Consider the following 14,718-nt stretch of genomic DNA (forward strand, 5'->3'; position numbering starts at 1 on the left):
GCGCGCTTTCTGGCCAAGTGGCGTCGGGGGCGCTAGGCCGCCCGCAGACTGCCGAACCCGCTAGAAGGAGAACTTTGCGAATGGCCCGTTACTGGCTGATGAAATCGGAACCGTTCAAATATAGCTGGGACGATCTCGTCGCAGAAAAGGAAGGGACCTGGGACGGCGTTCGCAATTACCGCGCCAAGAACAACCTTGCGGCCATGCAAGTGGGCGATCAGGCGTTCTTCTACCACTCGCGCGAAGGGCTGGAGATCGTCGGCATTTGCGAAGTGAGCGTGGCCGGAATTACCGATCCGACCGATCCGGAAGGCAAGTGGGCCGCCGTGAAGATCGTGCCGAAGACCAAGCTGCCGAGCCCGGTGACGCTGAAGCAGATCAAGGCCGAACCCAAGCTCGAGGATTGCGAACTGGTGCGCCTGTCGCGCCTGTCGGTTGCAGAGATAAAACCCGACGAGTGGTCCGTGATCTGCTCGATGGCCGGAATTTAGCTTCGTCGCAGGACAAGGTCCTTTGGCCGCAAAGGGCCGGAACGCTTCGATCCGATAGCCCGTTATCTTCCTGTAAGTGCGCTTCTTTTCAAGCGCGACAAACTACAGGAGAGGCCTCATGGGCGAACTGACAGAGAAGATCAAAGGCAACACCAACGAAGCCATCGGCAACGTGAAGCAGCAGTCGGGCGATCCCGAAACCCGCGCCGAAGGTCGCCAGCAGGAACGCAAGGGCGAAGCCCAGCAGCTCAAGGGCGAGATCGAAGGCAAGCTCGGCAACGACGTCTGACATCCGATACGACACTGACGTTCAGTGACGATGGGCCGTCTCCCCAAGCAGGGAGGCGGCCCTTTTGTCGTCCACTATCGATCGAGCCTTAGCGGGCGCGCAATCCGCTGACGGTTGCGCCGCTCGCAGCCAGTTGTTCGACATCGATGACGCAGTGAATGAGCCGCAGGCCTGTGCGGCCTTCCGCTGCAACCAGCGCATCCTTGAACTGCTCTGTGGTTTCGGCGCGCGCAGACCAGCCGCCATAAGCCTGGGCCAACGCAGCAAAATCGGGATTTGCGAGGCGAGTACCGCTGATGCGCTCTTCACCCGGGAATTCGCGCTCCTGGTGCATGCGGATCGTGCCGTACGCGCCATTATCGACCACGATGACGATGAGGCTGCCGCCGTGTTGGACCAGCGTGGCCATTTCCTGCCCGTTCATCATGAAGTCGCCGTCGCCCGCTACGGCAACGACCGTGCGTTCGGGGAAACGTAGCGATGCGGCGACCGAGGCGGGCACACCGTAACCCATGGCTCCGCAAGTCGGTGCAAGCTGTGTCGGATAGCCTTCATAACGCCAGTAGCGGTGCCACCACCCCGCGAAATTGCCCGCGCCGTTGCAGATGATCGTATCGGCCGGGAGCGTGTCGCGCATGAACTGGACGCAGGCACCCATGTCCAGCGGGTAGTCGTTCGGCGAGGCCGTGGCCCAGGCTTCCCATTCGGCATTCGCCTCTGCGCCCGCATCGAAATCGATCGTATCGCCGTCGTCCCACAGCGCTGCGCTTTCCGCGAATTCGTCCATCTCGGCACAAATGGCGAGATCGGTGGAATAGACGCGGTGCAATTCCTCCGGATCGGGATGGACATGAATCAGCGTGCGATCGGCATCCTCCAGCGGCGGGACGGTATAGCCGTCGGTAGTCGCTTCCCCGAGCCGTGCGCCGACTGCGAGCACCAGGTCGGCATTTTTCACGCGCTCGACCAGCTTGGGATTGGGGCCATAGCCGAGCGATCCGGCGTAGACGCGGCTCGACGGGCTGATCGCGTCCTGGCGACGGAAAGCGGTGGCGACCGGAATGCCGAGGCGTTCGGCGAAGAGCTGGAAGTGCTCGCGCGCCTTTGCGTTCCAGCCCGCGCCGCCGACGATCGCGACCGGCGAAGCGGCATCGGCGATAAGCGCCATCATCGCCTGCATCGCATCGGGGCAGGGGGCTTGGGCAGGCCGCTCCACCCGCTTGCGGGGCTTCGCCGCAGTGTCATGGCTCAGCATGTCTTCGGGAAGGGCCAGCACGACCGGGCCGGGGCGGCCGGAAATGGCGGTGGCATAGGCGCGGGCGACATATTCCGGGATGCGGTCCGCGCTATCGATGCGCGCCGCCCATTTCGCGATGGGTCCGAAGAAGGCTGCGAAGTCGACTTCCTGGAAGCCTTCACGGTCGCGCATGCCGGAATCGACATCGCCCACGAACATGATCATCGGCTGCGAATCCTGCTGGGCGACGTGGATGCCGATGCTGGCGTTTGTCGCGCCTGGGCCGCGGGTGACGAAGGCGATCCCCGGCCTTCCGGTCATGGCGCCGTCCGCGCACGCCATCATCGCAACCCCGCCTTCCTGGCGGCAGGTGATAAGGTCGATCGCCTCCTGCTGGCCGAGCGCGTCGAGCACCTGCAGGAAGCTTTCTCCCGGCACGGTGAAGATTCGGTCGCAGCCCTGTTCGATCAGGCAATCGACGAGGAGTTTCGCGGCGGCGGGCGTGGGGCGCTTGGTCATGGATCAGGCGGTTAGCCGCGCGCACTGCTTCGCGCAATCGCGGTGGCAAGTCTTGCCACTTATCCTCACCAATCAGGATGAATGTCCCGTATTGCTACAGCGTTGATTGTACGGGACCCCAAGGGTTAAAAATGCGTTAAGAGCTGCATCATGAGACGCGCATTAGTCCTTAACACCGAAGCCGCCCGCCACTGGATGCGGGCAAGTCTGCCCCAGCGCCGCGCGATGTTCGCCGATGTGCCGCAGGACCAGCCGATCGACTGGAGGCTTACCGCTTCCGACGTACGCGGTGCGGCGACGGTTTATTTCGCGACCTTCGCAGCGGTCCTCGCCTTTATCGCCTGATCGTCAAGCGCGCCTATCGGCGGCAGCGATACGCTCCGCCTTCAGGAGTTTGCGTCCCAGCCATGCGGAAATCAGGCACATCAATGCGCTGATGAGCACCTGCTCCACTATGGGCACTCCCGCCGCGCTCATCCCCATAGCCATGAGCGAGCCGCAGACCATCGCACCCGAATTGACGATATTGTTGGCCGCAATCGTGCGCGATGCCTTTTCCGGCGCCACCCGCGTGGTCAGGAAGGCATAGAGTGGCACGACGAACATCCCGCCTGCAATGGCGATGCCGAGCAGGCACAGCAGCAGCACGGTCGCCATCGGCCAGGCGAGGAAGCCAGCCACATCGAGCAGTTCGGTGGGCTGGTCGGCCTCCCACAATTTCGCGACGCTGTAGAAAGCGATCACGAAGAGGCCCATCACGATGACCGATTGCGAGGCATAGCGGGCCGAGACCTCGCCTTTGAGCAGGGCGTTGATTGCGACCGATCCGATGGCAATCCCGACCGAGAAGATGACGAGGAACAGGCTCGCCACTTCCTTGCTGGCCATGATGACGTTTTTGGCGAGCGGGGGGAACTGGATGAACAGCACTGCCCCGATGGTCCAGAAGAAGCTGATCGCGATGATGGCGTAATAGACTTCGCGCGCATGCATGGTTTCGCGTACGAGCTGCACCGATGCGCGCAGGATATGCCAGTCGAGCTTTTCCGGCGCGCCTTGCGGCGGGGCGTCGGGCACCTGGCGGCTGATGAAATAGGCGACGACGGAGGTGAGGATGATGCCCACCGCCGCGACTTCGACGGGGATCCAGCCGGCCAGGATCGTGCCGGCCAGGATGGCGATATAGGTTCCTGCTTCGACCAGGCCGGTGCCAGCGAGCACCTCGTCCTTCTTGAGGTGCTGGGGCAGGATCGCGTATTTGATCGGCCCTAGGAAAGTCGACTGCACGCCGGTCAGGAACAGGGCAAACAGCATCAGCACGATCGGCAGGGTGGTATCGATACCGAACAGGCTGACCGGCAGGTCATAGCCTTTCCAGGCGAGGTACAACCCGCTCGCCCCGATAAGCATCAGGATTATCTCGCAGAACTTGACCTTGCGGATGATCGCCGCCTTGTCGCGCATGTCGGCAAGCTGCCCCGCCAGCGCGGACAGGATGAAGAAGGGCAGGATGAACAATCCCGACGCGATGGCGCTGAACTGGCCTTCCGCCTCTTCGGAATTGTAGATCTGGTAGACCACGAAGAGCACCATCGCGGTCTTGTAGAGGTTGTCGTTGAACGCGTTGAACAGCTGCGTCACGAACAGCGGCAGGAAACGCCTGCTGCGCAGCAAATGTGTAGATGTAAGCATGACCCCCCGGGCACAACCTCGGCTCCGGGTCCTTGTGCGGACTAACGCAGGCGCGGACAAGGCAAATGTGCCGCTTTTGCGCCGGACAGTTTGTCGTTAGAGCGATTCGTCATGTTGAGCCTGCCCAACATCCTCACGCTTTCGCGCATCGTCGCGATCCCGCTCCTGGCCTTCCTCCTGTGGTGGCCGGGCTGGGAAACCGGCTATCTTGCGGCCTTCGTGCTCTACTGCGCGATGGGCATCACCGATTATTTCGACGGCATGCTCGCCCGTTCCAGCGGCGCGGTCTCCAAACTCGGGATTTTCCTCGATCCGATCGCGGACAAGATCATGGTGGCATCGGTGATCCTCGTGCTGGCGGCGCAAGGCGTGCTGACCGGGCCCTACGTCGGGGACATGCACGTCATTGCCGGCCTGATCATTCTCGTGCGCGAGATCGCGGTGTCGGGCCTGCGCGAATTTCTCGGCGGTCTGCAGGTGTCGGTTCCGGTGAGCAAGCTCGCCAAGTGGAAGACGACCTTCCAGCTGATGTCGCTGGGTTCGCTGATCCTAGGGCAGGGGCTGCCGCGCTGGACGATGGAAATCGGCGATATCGCGGCGAATGTCCCGCATACGGTCGGCCTGGTGACCCTGTGGGCGGCCGCGATCCTGACGCTGATAACCGGCTGGGACTACCTGCGGGTCGGCCTCAAGCACATGGACTAACGCCGACGCAGGTTGCGGCCTGCGACGCGAAGGAACTCTGCCTCGCTTGAATCGGGGCGGCCCGAGACAAGCCACAACAGCCAGAGCATCGCGGCATAGCTCGCCGCTCCGACACCGGCGCGCCAGATTAGCTCGACCAGCACCGAAGGCGACAGGACCGGCAGGCTGATTACCAGCGCGTACATGGCTGCAGCGGCAAGGAAGGGCCGGGCCACGGCCACGATCGCGCCGAAGACGCTGCCCCGCGACAGGTGCGAGATTATGGCAAGGCCGACCAGCAATTGCGCTGCGCTGACGGCAAGGCCGGTCTGGGCAATGGCCAACGGCGATCCGCCGTCTGCGGCGACCGTGACGACCGTGATCATCATGGCGGCCAGTGCGCCAAGGCACAGCAGCCCGGACACCCGTTCGTGGCCGCCTGCCTGGAGCGAGGAGGCGATCAGGCGGAACACGGCGATAAGGGCTGTGCCGACGGCAATCGGCGCGACCAGCACGGCGGCGGCACCCCATTGCTCGCCGAGGAATACACGAATGAACTGTTCCGACACCGCCGCGAGGCCCAGCCCCATGGGCGCGGCCATCATGGCATAGCCACCCAGCGAGCGGGCAATACGGCGACCCTGTTCGGTGAATGCCCCGCTGCGCGCCGTCGTTACGTAGGTGACGCGGTTGAGGGCCATCGCAATTTCCTGCGTCAGGATATTCGCCACGTCCTTGCTCACGGAAAACGCGCCGACCGTGCCGGTGTCGGCCACGCGGCCCACGGTGAGGCGCTCCACCTGGCTGTAGAAAACTTGCGCGGCAGCCCCGGCGAAAATCCACAGGGAAACGCCGAGCAACTCCGCCCGGCGCGCCAGCGACAGGCGCGGGCGATAGGGCTGCATGGTGTAGGACAGGACCATCAGGATGAGCGACTGCACGATCATGCCTGCAACCAGCGCCCAGTAGGACCGAAGCCACAGGGCCAACCCGACGGTCGCGAAGAACGATACGATCCGTGCCGTCCCTTTCATCTTCAGGTCGCGGCCGAAGGCGAAATCGCGCTCGAACTCGACGATCCCGATATTCATCGCCCCGAGCATGAGGAAGCGCAGCGACAGCGCGTAGATGACCGGCTCTACCCGCGGCTCTGCAAAGAATGCCGCAGCCGGGCCGGCGATGGCGAACAGGACTGCGCCGAGCAGGACGAACATCACGATCTGGATGGTCCAGGCCGTGTCGTAATAGTCCCGCTCCAGCTTCTCCATCCGCAGCAGCGCCTGCTTCATGCCGAGGTAGGAGAAGGTCTCCACCAACGCGACAGCCGTCATCGCGAGGCCGACCACGCCGAAATCCGCCGGGGTCAGCAGGCGCGCGAGGATGAACACCGACACCAGGCCGATGGCGCGCAAGACCCATGTCATCGCGACGGCCACGGCAGCGCCGCGATAGACGCCGACCTGTGCGGTCTCTCCCTTGCTCACCGGTAAAGTGCCCCGGTCAATCGCATGACGATCTCGAACCCCCTGATGCGGCTCGCGTGATCCCGTATCGGCGCCGCACAGCCACCTTTAGGGGCGCATGCAAGACATGACCAGTCGCACCGCATTCGCGACGGGGCGGGGATACGTGCCCGGTGCTCAACGGTTTATTTACCAACAAGAATTACAACGGTTCGCATGACTGCCACGCTACACATGCTCCTCGCGGCGCTGCTCAAGGTCGGCGCTGTTGCGATCATCTTCAACGAGATCCGCGGCCTCGTGCTCGCGGCGCCCGTGCTTTACGGACTGTACCTGTCCGGCGGTACGGCGATGGCAATCTGGATCGCCTTCTGCTCGCTCGCAGGGATCGCACTCAGCGTGATCGTCCCGATGTTCGTCGTGAAGAAGGCCGACCGCTACCTTAAGTCCAAGGTCAAGCAGGACGACGAACCGCTCGCCGCCTAACCGGCGCGCAATTCTTCCGCCAACAATTCGAAATCGTCCCGGCGCGGGGAGTTCTTGCGCCAGATGAGCGCGATCTCGCGGCTTGCCGCCTTGCTCTTTAGCGGGCGCGCGACGACTTCGGTGCCGTTCAGGATACCCGCATCGACCGCCATCTGCGGCAACATGGTCAAGCCAAGGCCGTTGTCGACCATCTGTACCAGCGTGTGCAGGCTGGTGCCGATCATGGTCGCACTGCCACGCAATTCGGGCCGGTTGCAGGCCGCCAGCGCGTGTTCCTTCAGGCAATGGCCGTCTTCCAGCAGGAGCAGCCGTCCCTCGTCGATCATGTCGGCGGAAATGGTTTCCGGCGGATCGCGCGGGTCGTCCTTCGGGAAGGCGACATAGAGCGGATCGTCCGCGATATGGGCCTGTTCCACCTCTCCGGTCGCGAAGGGCAGGGCGAGAAGGACGCAATCGACCCGCCCGTGCTGGAGGGATTCCACGGCATCCTGGCTGGTTTCCTCGCGCAGGAACAGTTCGAGTTCCGGCCTTTCGTTGCGCAGCCGGGGCAGGAAACGCGGCAGCATGAAGGGCGCGATTGTCGGGATCACGCTCATGCGCAATTGCCCCGCCAGCGGCTTGCCAGCGGCCTGGACGAGATCGGCCAGTTCTTCCGCTTCGCGCAGGATGCGATGCGCTTTCTCGACCACCTGGTTGCCCAGCGCCGTAAAGCGCACCACGCGGCGGCTCCGCTCAACCAGGGTCACGCCGAGCAGCGATTCCAGTTCGCGAATGCCTGCCGACAAGGTCGATTGCGACACGAAGCTGGCCTCTGCCGCGCGGCCGAAATGGCCATGCTCGTGCAGGGCCACGAGATATTGCAGCTGCTTGAGGGTTGGGAGGTAGGTACTCACTCTGCCGCCTGCGCTTCGCTCAGTTCGCTTCCCATGTCGTCGATATGCGTCATCAGCAGCTTGCCGTCCTTGACCGCGAAAGCGAGCCTGCCTTCGACCAGTTCGAGCGCATCCTTGCCGAAGACCTCGTAGCGCCAGCCCTCGAGGATCGGCAGCTTGCGAACGCCTGCGGCCAGCGCTTCCATTTCGTCCGCCCGGGTAAGCAGGCGGGCGGCAATGTCGATTTCGCGCGCGCGGATCTTGAGCAGCAGCTTGAGGAGGTCGGCGACCAGCGCGCCTTCCTTGCCGAGCGGCGCGCCGCGCTTCGGCTTGTCGGGCATCTCGCTCTTCGGCATCGGCTCCGCCTTGTCGAGCACCTTCATCAGCCGTTTGCCGATGTCGTTGTCGCGCCAGGCGTTGGACAGGCCGCGCACCTTGGTCAGGTCGGCCTGCTTCTTGGGCGGATGGCTGGCAATGTCGGCCAGCGTTTCGTCGCGCATGATCCGGCCGCGCGGGATATTCTTGTGCTGCGCTTCGCCTTCCCGCCATGCTGCCAGCGCCTTGAGGCGGCCGAGCACCGATGGATTGCGTCCGGGCGAACGGATGCGCTTCCAGGCGAGATCGGCATCGTTGGCGTAATTCGCGGGATCGGCCAGCTTGTCCATTTCGGCATCGAGCCAAGCGCCGCGCCCGGTCTTCACCAGCTTGTCGAGGATCTTGGGGAAGATCTTGGACAGATGGGTCACATCGCCGATCGCGTATTCGATCTGCCGGTCGGTCAGGGGGCGGCGGCTCCAGTCGGTAAAGCGCGCGCCCTTGTCGACCGTGAAGCCGAGCCAGCTTTCGACCAGATTGGCATAGCCGATCTGTTCGGACTGGCTGATCGCCATCATCGCGATCTGCGTGTCGAAAATGGGGTGCGGCGTCTTGCCGGTGAAATTGTAGACGATTTCCACATCCTGCCCGCCGGCGTGGAAGACCTTGAGCACGTCTTCATTGTCGCACATCAAATCCCACAGCGGGGCAAGGTCGATGCCTTCCGCCAGCGGATCGATGGCCGCCGCTTCTTCCTCGTTTGCGATCTGCACCAGGCACAGTTCCGGCCAGTAGGTGTTCTCGCGCATGAACTCGGTGTCGACGGTGACGAATTCGCTCTTCGCCAGGCGCTCGCACAAGTCGGCGAGGGCATCGGTGGTCGTGATCAGGTCGTGTATTTTCATCGTGTCTTTTCTTGTTGCGAGCGGAGTACCGCCCCCGCACCGCCGCACGCATCTGCCAAAACCTTGACAAAAACCCGCCGGTGCCCTGTTAGCGCGCGCGATTCCTGTTAAAGGAGCGCGCACGCTCGCGCCCTTAGCGCCATACATCCCAAATTGGAAAGACTTCCAGATGCACGCCTATCGTACCCACAACTGCGCTCAGCTGACAAAAGAGAATGTCGGCGACACCGTTCGCCTGTCCGGCTGGGTGCACAACAAGCGCGACCATGGCGGCGTCCTGTTCGTCGACCTGCGCGACCATTACGGCATCACGCAGATCGTCGCCGACAGCGACAGCAAGGCGCTTCCGGTGCTCGAAAAGCTCAAGCTGGAATCGGTCGTCACTATCGACGGCACCGTGAAGGCGCGCGACGAAGTGGCGGTCAACAAGAACCTGCCCACCGGCGAGATCGAGGTTTTCGCCCGCGAAATCGAAATCCAGAGTCGTGCGGAAGACCTGCCGCTGATCGTCAACCAGGCGGAAGACTATCCGGAAGAAACGCGCCTCAAGTACCGTTTCGTCGACCTGCGCCGCGAGCGCGTTCACAAGAACATCATGCTGCGCAATCAGGTCATAACCAGCCTGCGTCGCCGCATGACCGAACAGGGCTTCAGCGAGTTCCAGACGCCGATCCTCGGCGCATCAAGCCCCGAAGGCGCGCGCGATTATCTCGTGCCCAGCCGCCTTCACCCGGGCCGCTTCTACGCGCTCCCGCAGGCGCCGCAGATGTTCAAGCAGCTGCTGATGGTCGCCGGTTTCGACCGCTACTTCCAGATCGCGCCCTGCTTCCGCGACGAAGACCTGCGCGCCGACCGCAGCCCCGAATTCTACCAGCTCGACTTCGAAATGAGCTTCGTGACGCAGGAAGACGTCTTCCAGGCGATCGAACCGGTCCTCGCTGGCGTGTTCGAGGAATTCTCTGGCGGCAAGACCGTGACGCCCGCCGGTGAATTCCCGCGCATCCCCTATGCCGAAGCGATGTTGAAATACGGCACCGACAAGCCCGACCTGCGCAACCCGCTGGTCATTTCGGACGTCACCCACCACTTCGAGAAGTCCGGTTTCGGCCTGTTCGAAAAGATCGTCGGCACCGGCGGTCGCGTCCGCGTGGTCCCGGCTCCCAACACCCACGAAAAAAGCCGCAAGTTCTTCGACGAAATGAACGACTGGGCTCGTAAGGAAGGCTTTGCCGGCCTCGGCTATGTCACCCGCAAGGGCGGCGAGTTCGGCGGCCCGATTGCCAAGAACCACGGCACGGAAGGCATGGAAAAGCTCTATGCCGAACTCGGCCTTGGCGAGAACGACGGCCTGTTCTTTGCCGCGGGCAAGGAAAAGGACGCGGCCAAGCTCGCCGGTGCAGCCCGCACGCGCGTCGGCGAAGTGCTCGAACTGATCGAGGAAAATTGCTTCAAGTTCTGCTGGATCGTCGACTTCCCGATGTTCGAGTATGACGAAGAGCTCAAGAAGGTCGATTTCAGCCACAACCCCTTCTCCATGCCGCAGGGCGAGATGGAAGCGCTGGAAACCAACGACCCGCTCGATATCCTGGCGTGGCAGTACGACATCGTCTGCAACGGCTACGAATTGTCCTCGGGCGCGATCCGGAACCACAAGCCGGAAATCATGTACAAGGCATTCGAAATTGCCGGTTACACGCGGGCCGATGTCGACGAGAACTTCTCGGGCATGATCGAAGCCTTCAAGCTCGGCGCACCGCCGCATGGCGGCTCGGCTCCGGGTATCGACCGCATCGTGATGCTGCTCGCAGACGAGCCGAACATCCGCGAAGTGATCGCATTCCCGCTCAACCAGAAGGCGCAGGACCTGATGATGGGCGCGCCCAATCTCGTCTCCCCGCGCCAGCTGCGCGATGTGCACATTCGCACCGTGGATGCGCCCAAGCCGCAGGGCGCCGAGGCGACCCGCGTGGACCGCGCCGGAGACTGATAAAAAAAGGGCGCGGAGACCGATCTCCGCGCCCCTTATTTCGATAGCAGGCAAACTTAGTCGTACTGCTTCGCGATCATATCGCCGAAGCGTTCGCCTTCGCAGATTTCGGCGTAGGCCTGCTGGACGATGGCGCGTTCCTGCGCTTCGAGCTGGTCGCTTTCCAAAGCCTGCTCGAACTTGCCCTTGATGTAGTCTTCGCCTTCCTCGACGCGCTCTGCGGCGGCTTCGTCGTTGTTCTCGAACGCGCTGGTAATGCTCTGCCACATCTGGTGCGCTTCGCCGGTCATAGTGCCCTTGGTGACAAGCTCGTCGCCTTGGCGCTGCAGTTCGGCGTTCATCTGCTGCAGGGTTTGCTCCCGGCTCTGGCAGCGCTGTTGCAGGGCCTGCTTCAACTGCGGGCTATCGGCTTTCTCGCCAGCCTGGCGGTAACCTTCGACCGAATCGAAGGTCGTATCGGTGAGGCTCTTGAATACGGTGCTGGACATGTTTTCGTTACCTTTTCAAAGTGATAGATGACCAGCAAACGGTCCAGATGCACTTTTGGCTCGACCAACCGGACGAGTTGCCCTTGCGCTGCGCCGCGCCGTTGATTAGGGCGAAAGCCAATTTGCTAACCCGCATGAATTCGAGAGGGAATAAAATGAGCGATACTGCCGACCGCGTGCAGAAAATTGTTGTCGAGCACCTCGGCGTCGAAGCCGACAAGGTGACGCAGGAAGCCAGCTTCATCGACGATCTCGGCGCAGACAGCCTCGACATCGTTGAACTGGTCATGGCGTTCGAAGAAGAGTTCGGCGTCGAAATCCCCGACGATGCGGCTGAGAAGATCACCACCGTCGGCGATGCGACCAAGTATATCGAAGAGCACAAGGGCTAATTCCCTCCGAAGCTCAATTTCCCGCGTGAAGCGGGACCGGACAGGCCCGACCCGATAGCGGGCCGGGCCTGTTGTTTTTTACGCGGAGAATTACATGCGTCGTGTGGTCGTTACCGGACTTGGCCTCGTCACCCCCCTGGGCGGCGACGTAGAGACTACCTGGTCCAATCTCATCGCTGGCAAGAGCGGGGCGGGCAAGATCACCCGCTTCGATGCGTCGAACCAGAAGGCGCAGATCGCCTGCGAGGTTAAAGGCAAGGACCACGAATACGGCTTCGATCCCGACAAGCGCGTCGACCACAAGGTCCAGCGCCAGGTCGATCCCTTCATCATCTACGGCATCGACGCGGCCGGACAGGCGATCGAAGACGCGGGCCTCGAAGACATGGACGAAGCGACCAAGATGCGCACCGGCGTGTCGATCGGTTCGGGCATCGGCGGCCTTCCGGGCATCGAGAGCGAATCCATCGTCCTGCACGAACGCGGTCCGGGCCGCGTATCGCCGCACTTCGTCCATGGCCGTCTGATCAATCTTATCAGCGGCCAGGTCTCGATCAAATACGGCCTGATGGGCCCCAACCACGCCGTGGTGACAGCCTGTTCGACCGGCGCGCACTCGATCGGCGATGCCGCGCGCATGATTGCGCTCGACGATGCCGACATCATGCTGGCGGGCGGCGCGGAAAGCACCGTGAACCCGCTCGGCGTGGCAGGCTTTGCGCAGGCGCGCGCACTCAACATGAGCATGAACGACACGCCCGAGAAGGCGAGCCGGCCCTACGATAAGAACCGTGACGGCTTCGTCATGGGCGAAGGCGCGGGCGTCGTAGTCCTCGAGGAATACGAACACGCCAAGGCACGCGGAGCGAAGATCTATGCCGAAGTGGTGGGTTATGGCCTGTCGGGCGATGCCTATCACGTTACCGCCCCGCATCCCGAAGGCAAGGGCGCGGAACTGGCGATGCGCATGGCGCTCAAGAAGTCCGGCCTCGAGGCTTGCGACATCGACTATGTCAATGCGCACGGCACCTCGACCATGGCGGACACGATCGAACTCGCCGCGGTAAAGCGCGTCTTGGGCGACGATCTGTGCGGCGCGTCCATGAGCAGCACGAAATCGGCCATCGGCCACCTTCTCGGCGGCGCGGGTGCGGTCGAAGCGATCTTCTGCATTCTCGCAATCCGCGACCAGATCGTGCCGCCGACGCTCAATCTGGACGATCCGGACGAAGGCACCGAAGGCGTCGATCTCGTCCCGCACACGGCCAAGAAACGCGAAGTGAAAGCCGCGCTCAACAACAGTTTCGGCTTTGGCGGCACCAACGCTTCGCTGATCGTCAAGAAGGTCGACTAAGGTGGCAAAACGCTCCGCGCTGATGCTCGGCGCGGTTGCCGCGCTGGTTATTGCTGCTGCAGCCGTATGGTTCGCCAGCGGCTGGTTCGGCTCCGCCCAGATCGAGGAAGACACGTCCTTCATCGTGCCCTCGGGATCGACACTGACCTCGGTGGCCAACCGCATGGAAGAGGAAGACGTGGTTGCGTCCGCCGACGCTTTCCTGCTGCGCGCAAAGATATTCGGCGGCGGCGATCCGATCCAGGCGGGCGAATTCCTCCTGCCCGCAAACGCCAGCCAGTCGCAGATCCTGGAAATGTTCCAGTCGGGCGACGTCATTCGCCGCTTCGTCACCATACCCGAAGGCATGCCCTCCATCCTGGTGTGGGAACGCCTGATGGCGCAGGAGCACCTGACCGGCGAAATCCCGGTGCCGCAGGAAGGCAGCGTCCTGCCCGACACCTACGATTTCGAACGCGGAGAGGAACGGGCCGCCGTCCTGGCACGCATGCAGGCCGCGATGCAGAATTACCTCGCCGAGGCCTGGCCGCGCCGCAAGGACGGCATAGCGGTCGACAATGTGAAGGATGCGCTCATCCTTGCCTCGATCGTCGAGAAGGAAACCGGAGTGCCGGAAGAGCGGCGCATGGTCGCCGGGCTCTACTCGAACCGTCTGAAGGACGGCATGCTGCTCCAGGCGGACCCGACGATCATTTACCCGATCACCAAGGGCAAGCCGCTCGGCCGCCGCATCCGGCAGTCGGAAATCTCCGCAGTGAACGATTACAACACCTATTCGATGGTCGGGTTGCCCAAGGGGCCGATTACCAATCCGGGCCGCGAATCCATTGCCGCCGTGCTCGATCCCGAGCCTACCGAAGCGCGCTATATGGTCGCCGACGGGACGGGCGGCCACGCCTTCGCAGAGACGCTGGCCGAGCATAATGCCAACGTCGAGAAGTGGTTCGCCCTGCGCCGCGAACGCGGTGAGATGTGAGCGGGGGCGATGCGCCCCTGATCCTGACGGCGGAGCTGCCAGAGGACCTTCACGCTCGCTTCACCGACCTGCGGACCGAGCATTTTCCGCCCGAGCGCAATTACCTCGAAGCGCATGTTACGCTGTTCCATGCCCTGCCGGCGCAGTGCGAGGACGAGGTCCGTCGCTACCTTGCGCGCCTCGTCGGTGAAACGGCGCCGGTCGAGGGGAGGGTAGAGGGTCTCATGTCGCTCGGCGGAGGCACCGCCATCAAGCTTGTCAGCCCCGCCATGCTCGACCTGCGCGACCGGATCGCCGATCATTTTCACGGCATGCTGACCAACCAGGATCAGCACCGGCCGCGCCTGCACGTGACGATCCAGAACAAGGTCACTTCGCGGGAAGCCAAGGCCTTGCAGGCGCAATTGGAGGGCGTCATCCAGCCCCGCGATTTCGCCTTTCGCGGCCTTGCGCTTTACGCTTACCGCGGCGGCCCATGGGAGTTTCTGCGCCGCTTTGCATTTCGCGGGAAATGAGTGTTGACCGATAGGCGCGCGCGCCCTAAATGCGCCGCCTGCCGAGCGGGCAT

16 protein-coding genes are annotated in these 14,718 nt (G+C 63.0%); 10 read left to right on the forward strand and 6 right to left on the reverse strand.

Translation table 11 applies throughout. The features are described from left to right. Nucleotides 1-80: 80 nt before the first annotated feature. Both K3179_RS10055 and K3179_RS10060 read left to right on the forward strand, forming a co-directional pair. On the forward strand, nucleotides 81-491 hold the full coding sequence (locus K3179_RS10055; RefSeq protein WP_221564589.1) for an EVE domain-containing protein: 411 nt from the start codon (nucleotides 81-83) through the stop codon (nucleotides 489-491). Between the two features lie 118 nt (nucleotides 492-609). Beyond that, nucleotides 610-780: a CsbD family protein gene (locus K3179_RS10060; protein WP_221564591.1), complete on the forward strand. Its 171-nt coding sequence runs from the start codon at nucleotides 610-612 to the stop codon at nucleotides 778-780. 88 nt (nucleotides 781-868) lie between these two features. On the opposite strand, the gene K3179_RS10065 is transcribed toward K3179_RS10060, so the two are convergent. Continuing rightward, nucleotides 869-2,536 carry a thiamine pyrophosphate-binding protein gene (locus K3179_RS10065; protein ID WP_221564592.1) on the reverse strand — a complete coding sequence of 556 codons (1,668 nt, stop codon included), beginning with the start codon at nucleotides 2,534-2,536 and terminating at the stop codon, nucleotides 869-871. 150 nt (nucleotides 2,537-2,686) lie between these two features. On the opposite strand from K3179_RS10065, the gene K3179_RS10070 reads away from it, so the two are divergent. Beyond that, nucleotides 2,687-2,881: a hypothetical protein gene (locus tag K3179_RS10070; RefSeq protein WP_221564594.1), complete on the forward strand. Its 195-nt coding sequence runs from the start codon at nucleotides 2,687-2,689 to the stop codon at nucleotides 2,879-2,881. Between the two features lie 3 nt (nucleotides 2,882-2,884). Here the strand turns inward: K3179_RS10070 and K3179_RS10075 are convergent, their stop codons facing one another. Next, complete coding sequence (locus K3179_RS10075) at nucleotides 2,885-4,228, reverse strand: MFS transporter (RefSeq protein WP_221564596.1); 1,344 nt, start codon at nucleotides 4,226-4,228, stop codon at nucleotides 2,885-2,887. A 111-nt stretch (nucleotides 4,229-4,339) separates the two neighbouring features. Here K3179_RS10075 and pgsA point away from each other — a divergent pair, with 111 nt between their 5' ends. Continuing rightward, on the forward strand, nucleotides 4,340-4,933 hold the full coding sequence (gene pgsA, locus K3179_RS10080; protein WP_221564598.1) for a CDP-diacylglycerol--glycerol-3-phosphate 3-phosphatidyltransferase: 594 nt from the start codon (nucleotides 4,340-4,342) through the stop codon (nucleotides 4,931-4,933). Here pgsA and K3179_RS10085 read toward each other — a convergent pair. After that, nucleotides 4,930-6,396 carry an oligosaccharide flippase family protein gene (locus K3179_RS10085; RefSeq protein WP_221564600.1) on the reverse strand — a complete coding sequence of 489 codons (1,467 nt, stop codon included), beginning with the start codon at nucleotides 6,394-6,396 and terminating at the stop codon, nucleotides 4,930-4,932. The two genes, pgsA and K3179_RS10085, sit on opposite strands and share 4 nt — an antisense overlap. 195 nt (nucleotides 6,397-6,591) lie before the next feature. Here K3179_RS10085 and K3179_RS10090 point away from each other — a divergent pair, with 195 nt between their 5' ends. Next, nucleotides 6,592-6,861, forward strand: coding sequence for a hypothetical protein (locus tag K3179_RS10090; RefSeq protein ID WP_157799373.1), 270 nt, complete (start codon nucleotides 6,592-6,594; stop codon nucleotides 6,859-6,861). Here K3179_RS10090 and K3179_RS10095 read toward each other — a convergent pair. Together K3179_RS10095 and rnd are read right to left on the reverse strand one after the other, a co-directional pair. Beyond that, nucleotides 6,858-7,754 carry a hydrogen peroxide-inducible genes activator gene (locus K3179_RS10095; protein ID WP_221564602.1) on the reverse strand — a complete coding sequence of 299 codons (897 nt, stop codon included), beginning with the start codon at nucleotides 7,752-7,754 and terminating at the stop codon, nucleotides 6,858-6,860. The two genes, K3179_RS10090 and K3179_RS10095, sit on opposite strands and share 4 nt — an antisense overlap. Further along, nucleotides 7,751-8,953, reverse strand: coding sequence for a ribonuclease D (gene rnd, locus K3179_RS10100; RefSeq protein WP_221564604.1), 1,203 nt, complete (start codon nucleotides 8,951-8,953; stop codon nucleotides 7,751-7,753). Before rnd ends, K3179_RS10095 begins: the two co-directional genes overlap by 4 nt. Before the next feature lie 169 nt (nucleotides 8,954-9,122). Here rnd and aspS point away from each other — a divergent pair, with 169 nt between their 5' ends. Further along, a complete protein-coding gene (gene aspS / locus K3179_RS10105) occupies nucleotides 9,123-10,940 on the forward strand; it encodes an aspartate--tRNA ligase (protein ID WP_221564606.1) in 1,818 nt (605 codons plus the stop codon). A gap of 56 nt (nucleotides 10,941-10,996) precedes the next feature. On the opposite strand, the gene K3179_RS10110 is transcribed toward aspS, so the two are convergent. Beyond that, nucleotides 10,997-11,428 (reverse strand): ferritin-like domain-containing protein, encoded by a 432-nt coding sequence (locus tag K3179_RS10110; protein WP_221564608.1) that lies wholly within the window; start codon nucleotides 11,426-11,428, stop codon nucleotides 10,997-10,999. A 155-nt stretch (nucleotides 11,429-11,583) separates the two neighbouring features. Between K3179_RS10110 and K3179_RS10115 the strand changes: the two genes are divergently transcribed. The 4 genes from K3179_RS10115 (at nucleotide 11,584) to K3179_RS10130 (ending at nucleotide 14,665) form a co-directional block, all read left to right on the forward strand. Further along, nucleotides 11,584-11,820, forward strand: coding sequence for an acyl carrier protein (locus K3179_RS10115; RefSeq protein ID WP_006834437.1), 237 nt, complete (start codon nucleotides 11,584-11,586; stop codon nucleotides 11,818-11,820). A 94-nt stretch (nucleotides 11,821-11,914) separates the two neighbouring features. Continuing rightward, nucleotides 11,915-13,174, forward strand: coding sequence for a beta-ketoacyl-ACP synthase II (gene fabF / locus K3179_RS10120; RefSeq protein WP_221564619.1), 1,260 nt, complete (start codon nucleotides 11,915-11,917; stop codon nucleotides 13,172-13,174). 22 nt (nucleotides 13,175-13,196) lie between these two features. Further along, nucleotides 13,197-14,150 (forward strand): endolytic transglycosylase MltG, encoded by a 954-nt coding sequence (gene mltG, locus K3179_RS10125; RefSeq protein WP_221565563.1) that lies wholly within the window; start codon nucleotides 13,197-13,199, stop codon nucleotides 14,148-14,150. Then, the gene (locus K3179_RS10130; protein ID WP_221564621.1) at nucleotides 14,147-14,665 is read left to right on the forward strand and encodes a 2'-5' RNA ligase family protein; all 519 of its coding nucleotides are present in this window, start codon (nucleotides 14,147-14,149) and stop codon (nucleotides 14,663-14,665) included. Before mltG ends, K3179_RS10130 begins: the two co-directional genes overlap by 4 nt. Nucleotides 14,666-14,718: the final 53 nt, after the last annotated feature.

The organism is Qipengyuania intermedia (assembly GCF_019711615.1).
GTDB classification, from domain to species: domain Bacteria; phylum Pseudomonadota; class Alphaproteobacteria; order Sphingomonadales; family Sphingomonadaceae; genus Qipengyuania; species Qipengyuania intermedia.

Bases quoted from the DNA above. Each gene is read 5' to 3' on its own strand.
- K3179_RS10055 (WP_221564589.1), top strand. From the start codon at position 81: ATGGCCCGTTACTGGCTGATGAAATCGGAACCGTTCAAATATAGCTGG.
- K3179_RS10060 (WP_221564591.1), top strand. From the start codon at position 610: ATGGGCGAACTGACAGAGAAGATCAAAGGCAACACCAACGAAGCCATC.
- K3179_RS10065 (WP_221564592.1), bottom strand. From the start codon at position 2,536: ATGACCAAGCGCCCCACGCCCGCCGCCGCGAAACTCCTCGTCGATTGC.
- K3179_RS10070 (WP_221564594.1), top strand. From the start codon at position 2,687: ATGAGACGCGCATTAGTCCTTAACACCGAAGCCGCCCGCCACTGGATG.
- K3179_RS10075 (WP_221564596.1), bottom strand. From the start codon at position 4,228: ATGCTTACATCTACACATTTGCTGCGCAGCAGGCGTTTCCTGCCGCTG.
- pgsA (WP_221564598.1), top strand. From the start codon at position 4,340: ATGTTGAGCCTGCCCAACATCCTCACGCTTTCGCGCATCGTCGCGATC.
- K3179_RS10090 (WP_157799373.1), top strand. From the start codon at position 6,592: ATGACTGCCACGCTACACATGCTCCTCGCGGCGCTGCTCAAGGTCGGC.
- rnd (WP_221564604.1), bottom strand. From the start codon at position 8,953: ATGAAAATACACGACCTGATCACGACCACCGATGCCCTCGCCGACTTG.
- aspS (WP_221564606.1), top strand. From the start codon at position 9,123: ATGCACGCCTATCGTACCCACAACTGCGCTCAGCTGACAAAAGAGAAT.
- K3179_RS10110 (WP_221564608.1), bottom strand. From the start codon at position 11,428: ATGTCCAGCACCGTATTCAAGAGCCTCACCGATACGACCTTCGATTCG.
- K3179_RS10115 (WP_006834437.1), top strand. From the start codon at position 11,584: ATGAGCGATACTGCCGACCGCGTGCAGAAAATTGTTGTCGAGCACCTC.
- fabF (WP_221564619.1), top strand. From the start codon at position 11,915: ATGCGTCGTGTGGTCGTTACCGGACTTGGCCTCGTCACCCCCCTGGGC.
- mltG (WP_221565563.1), top strand. From the start codon at position 13,197: ATGCTCGGCGCGGTTGCCGCGCTGGTTATTGCTGCTGCAGCCGTATGG.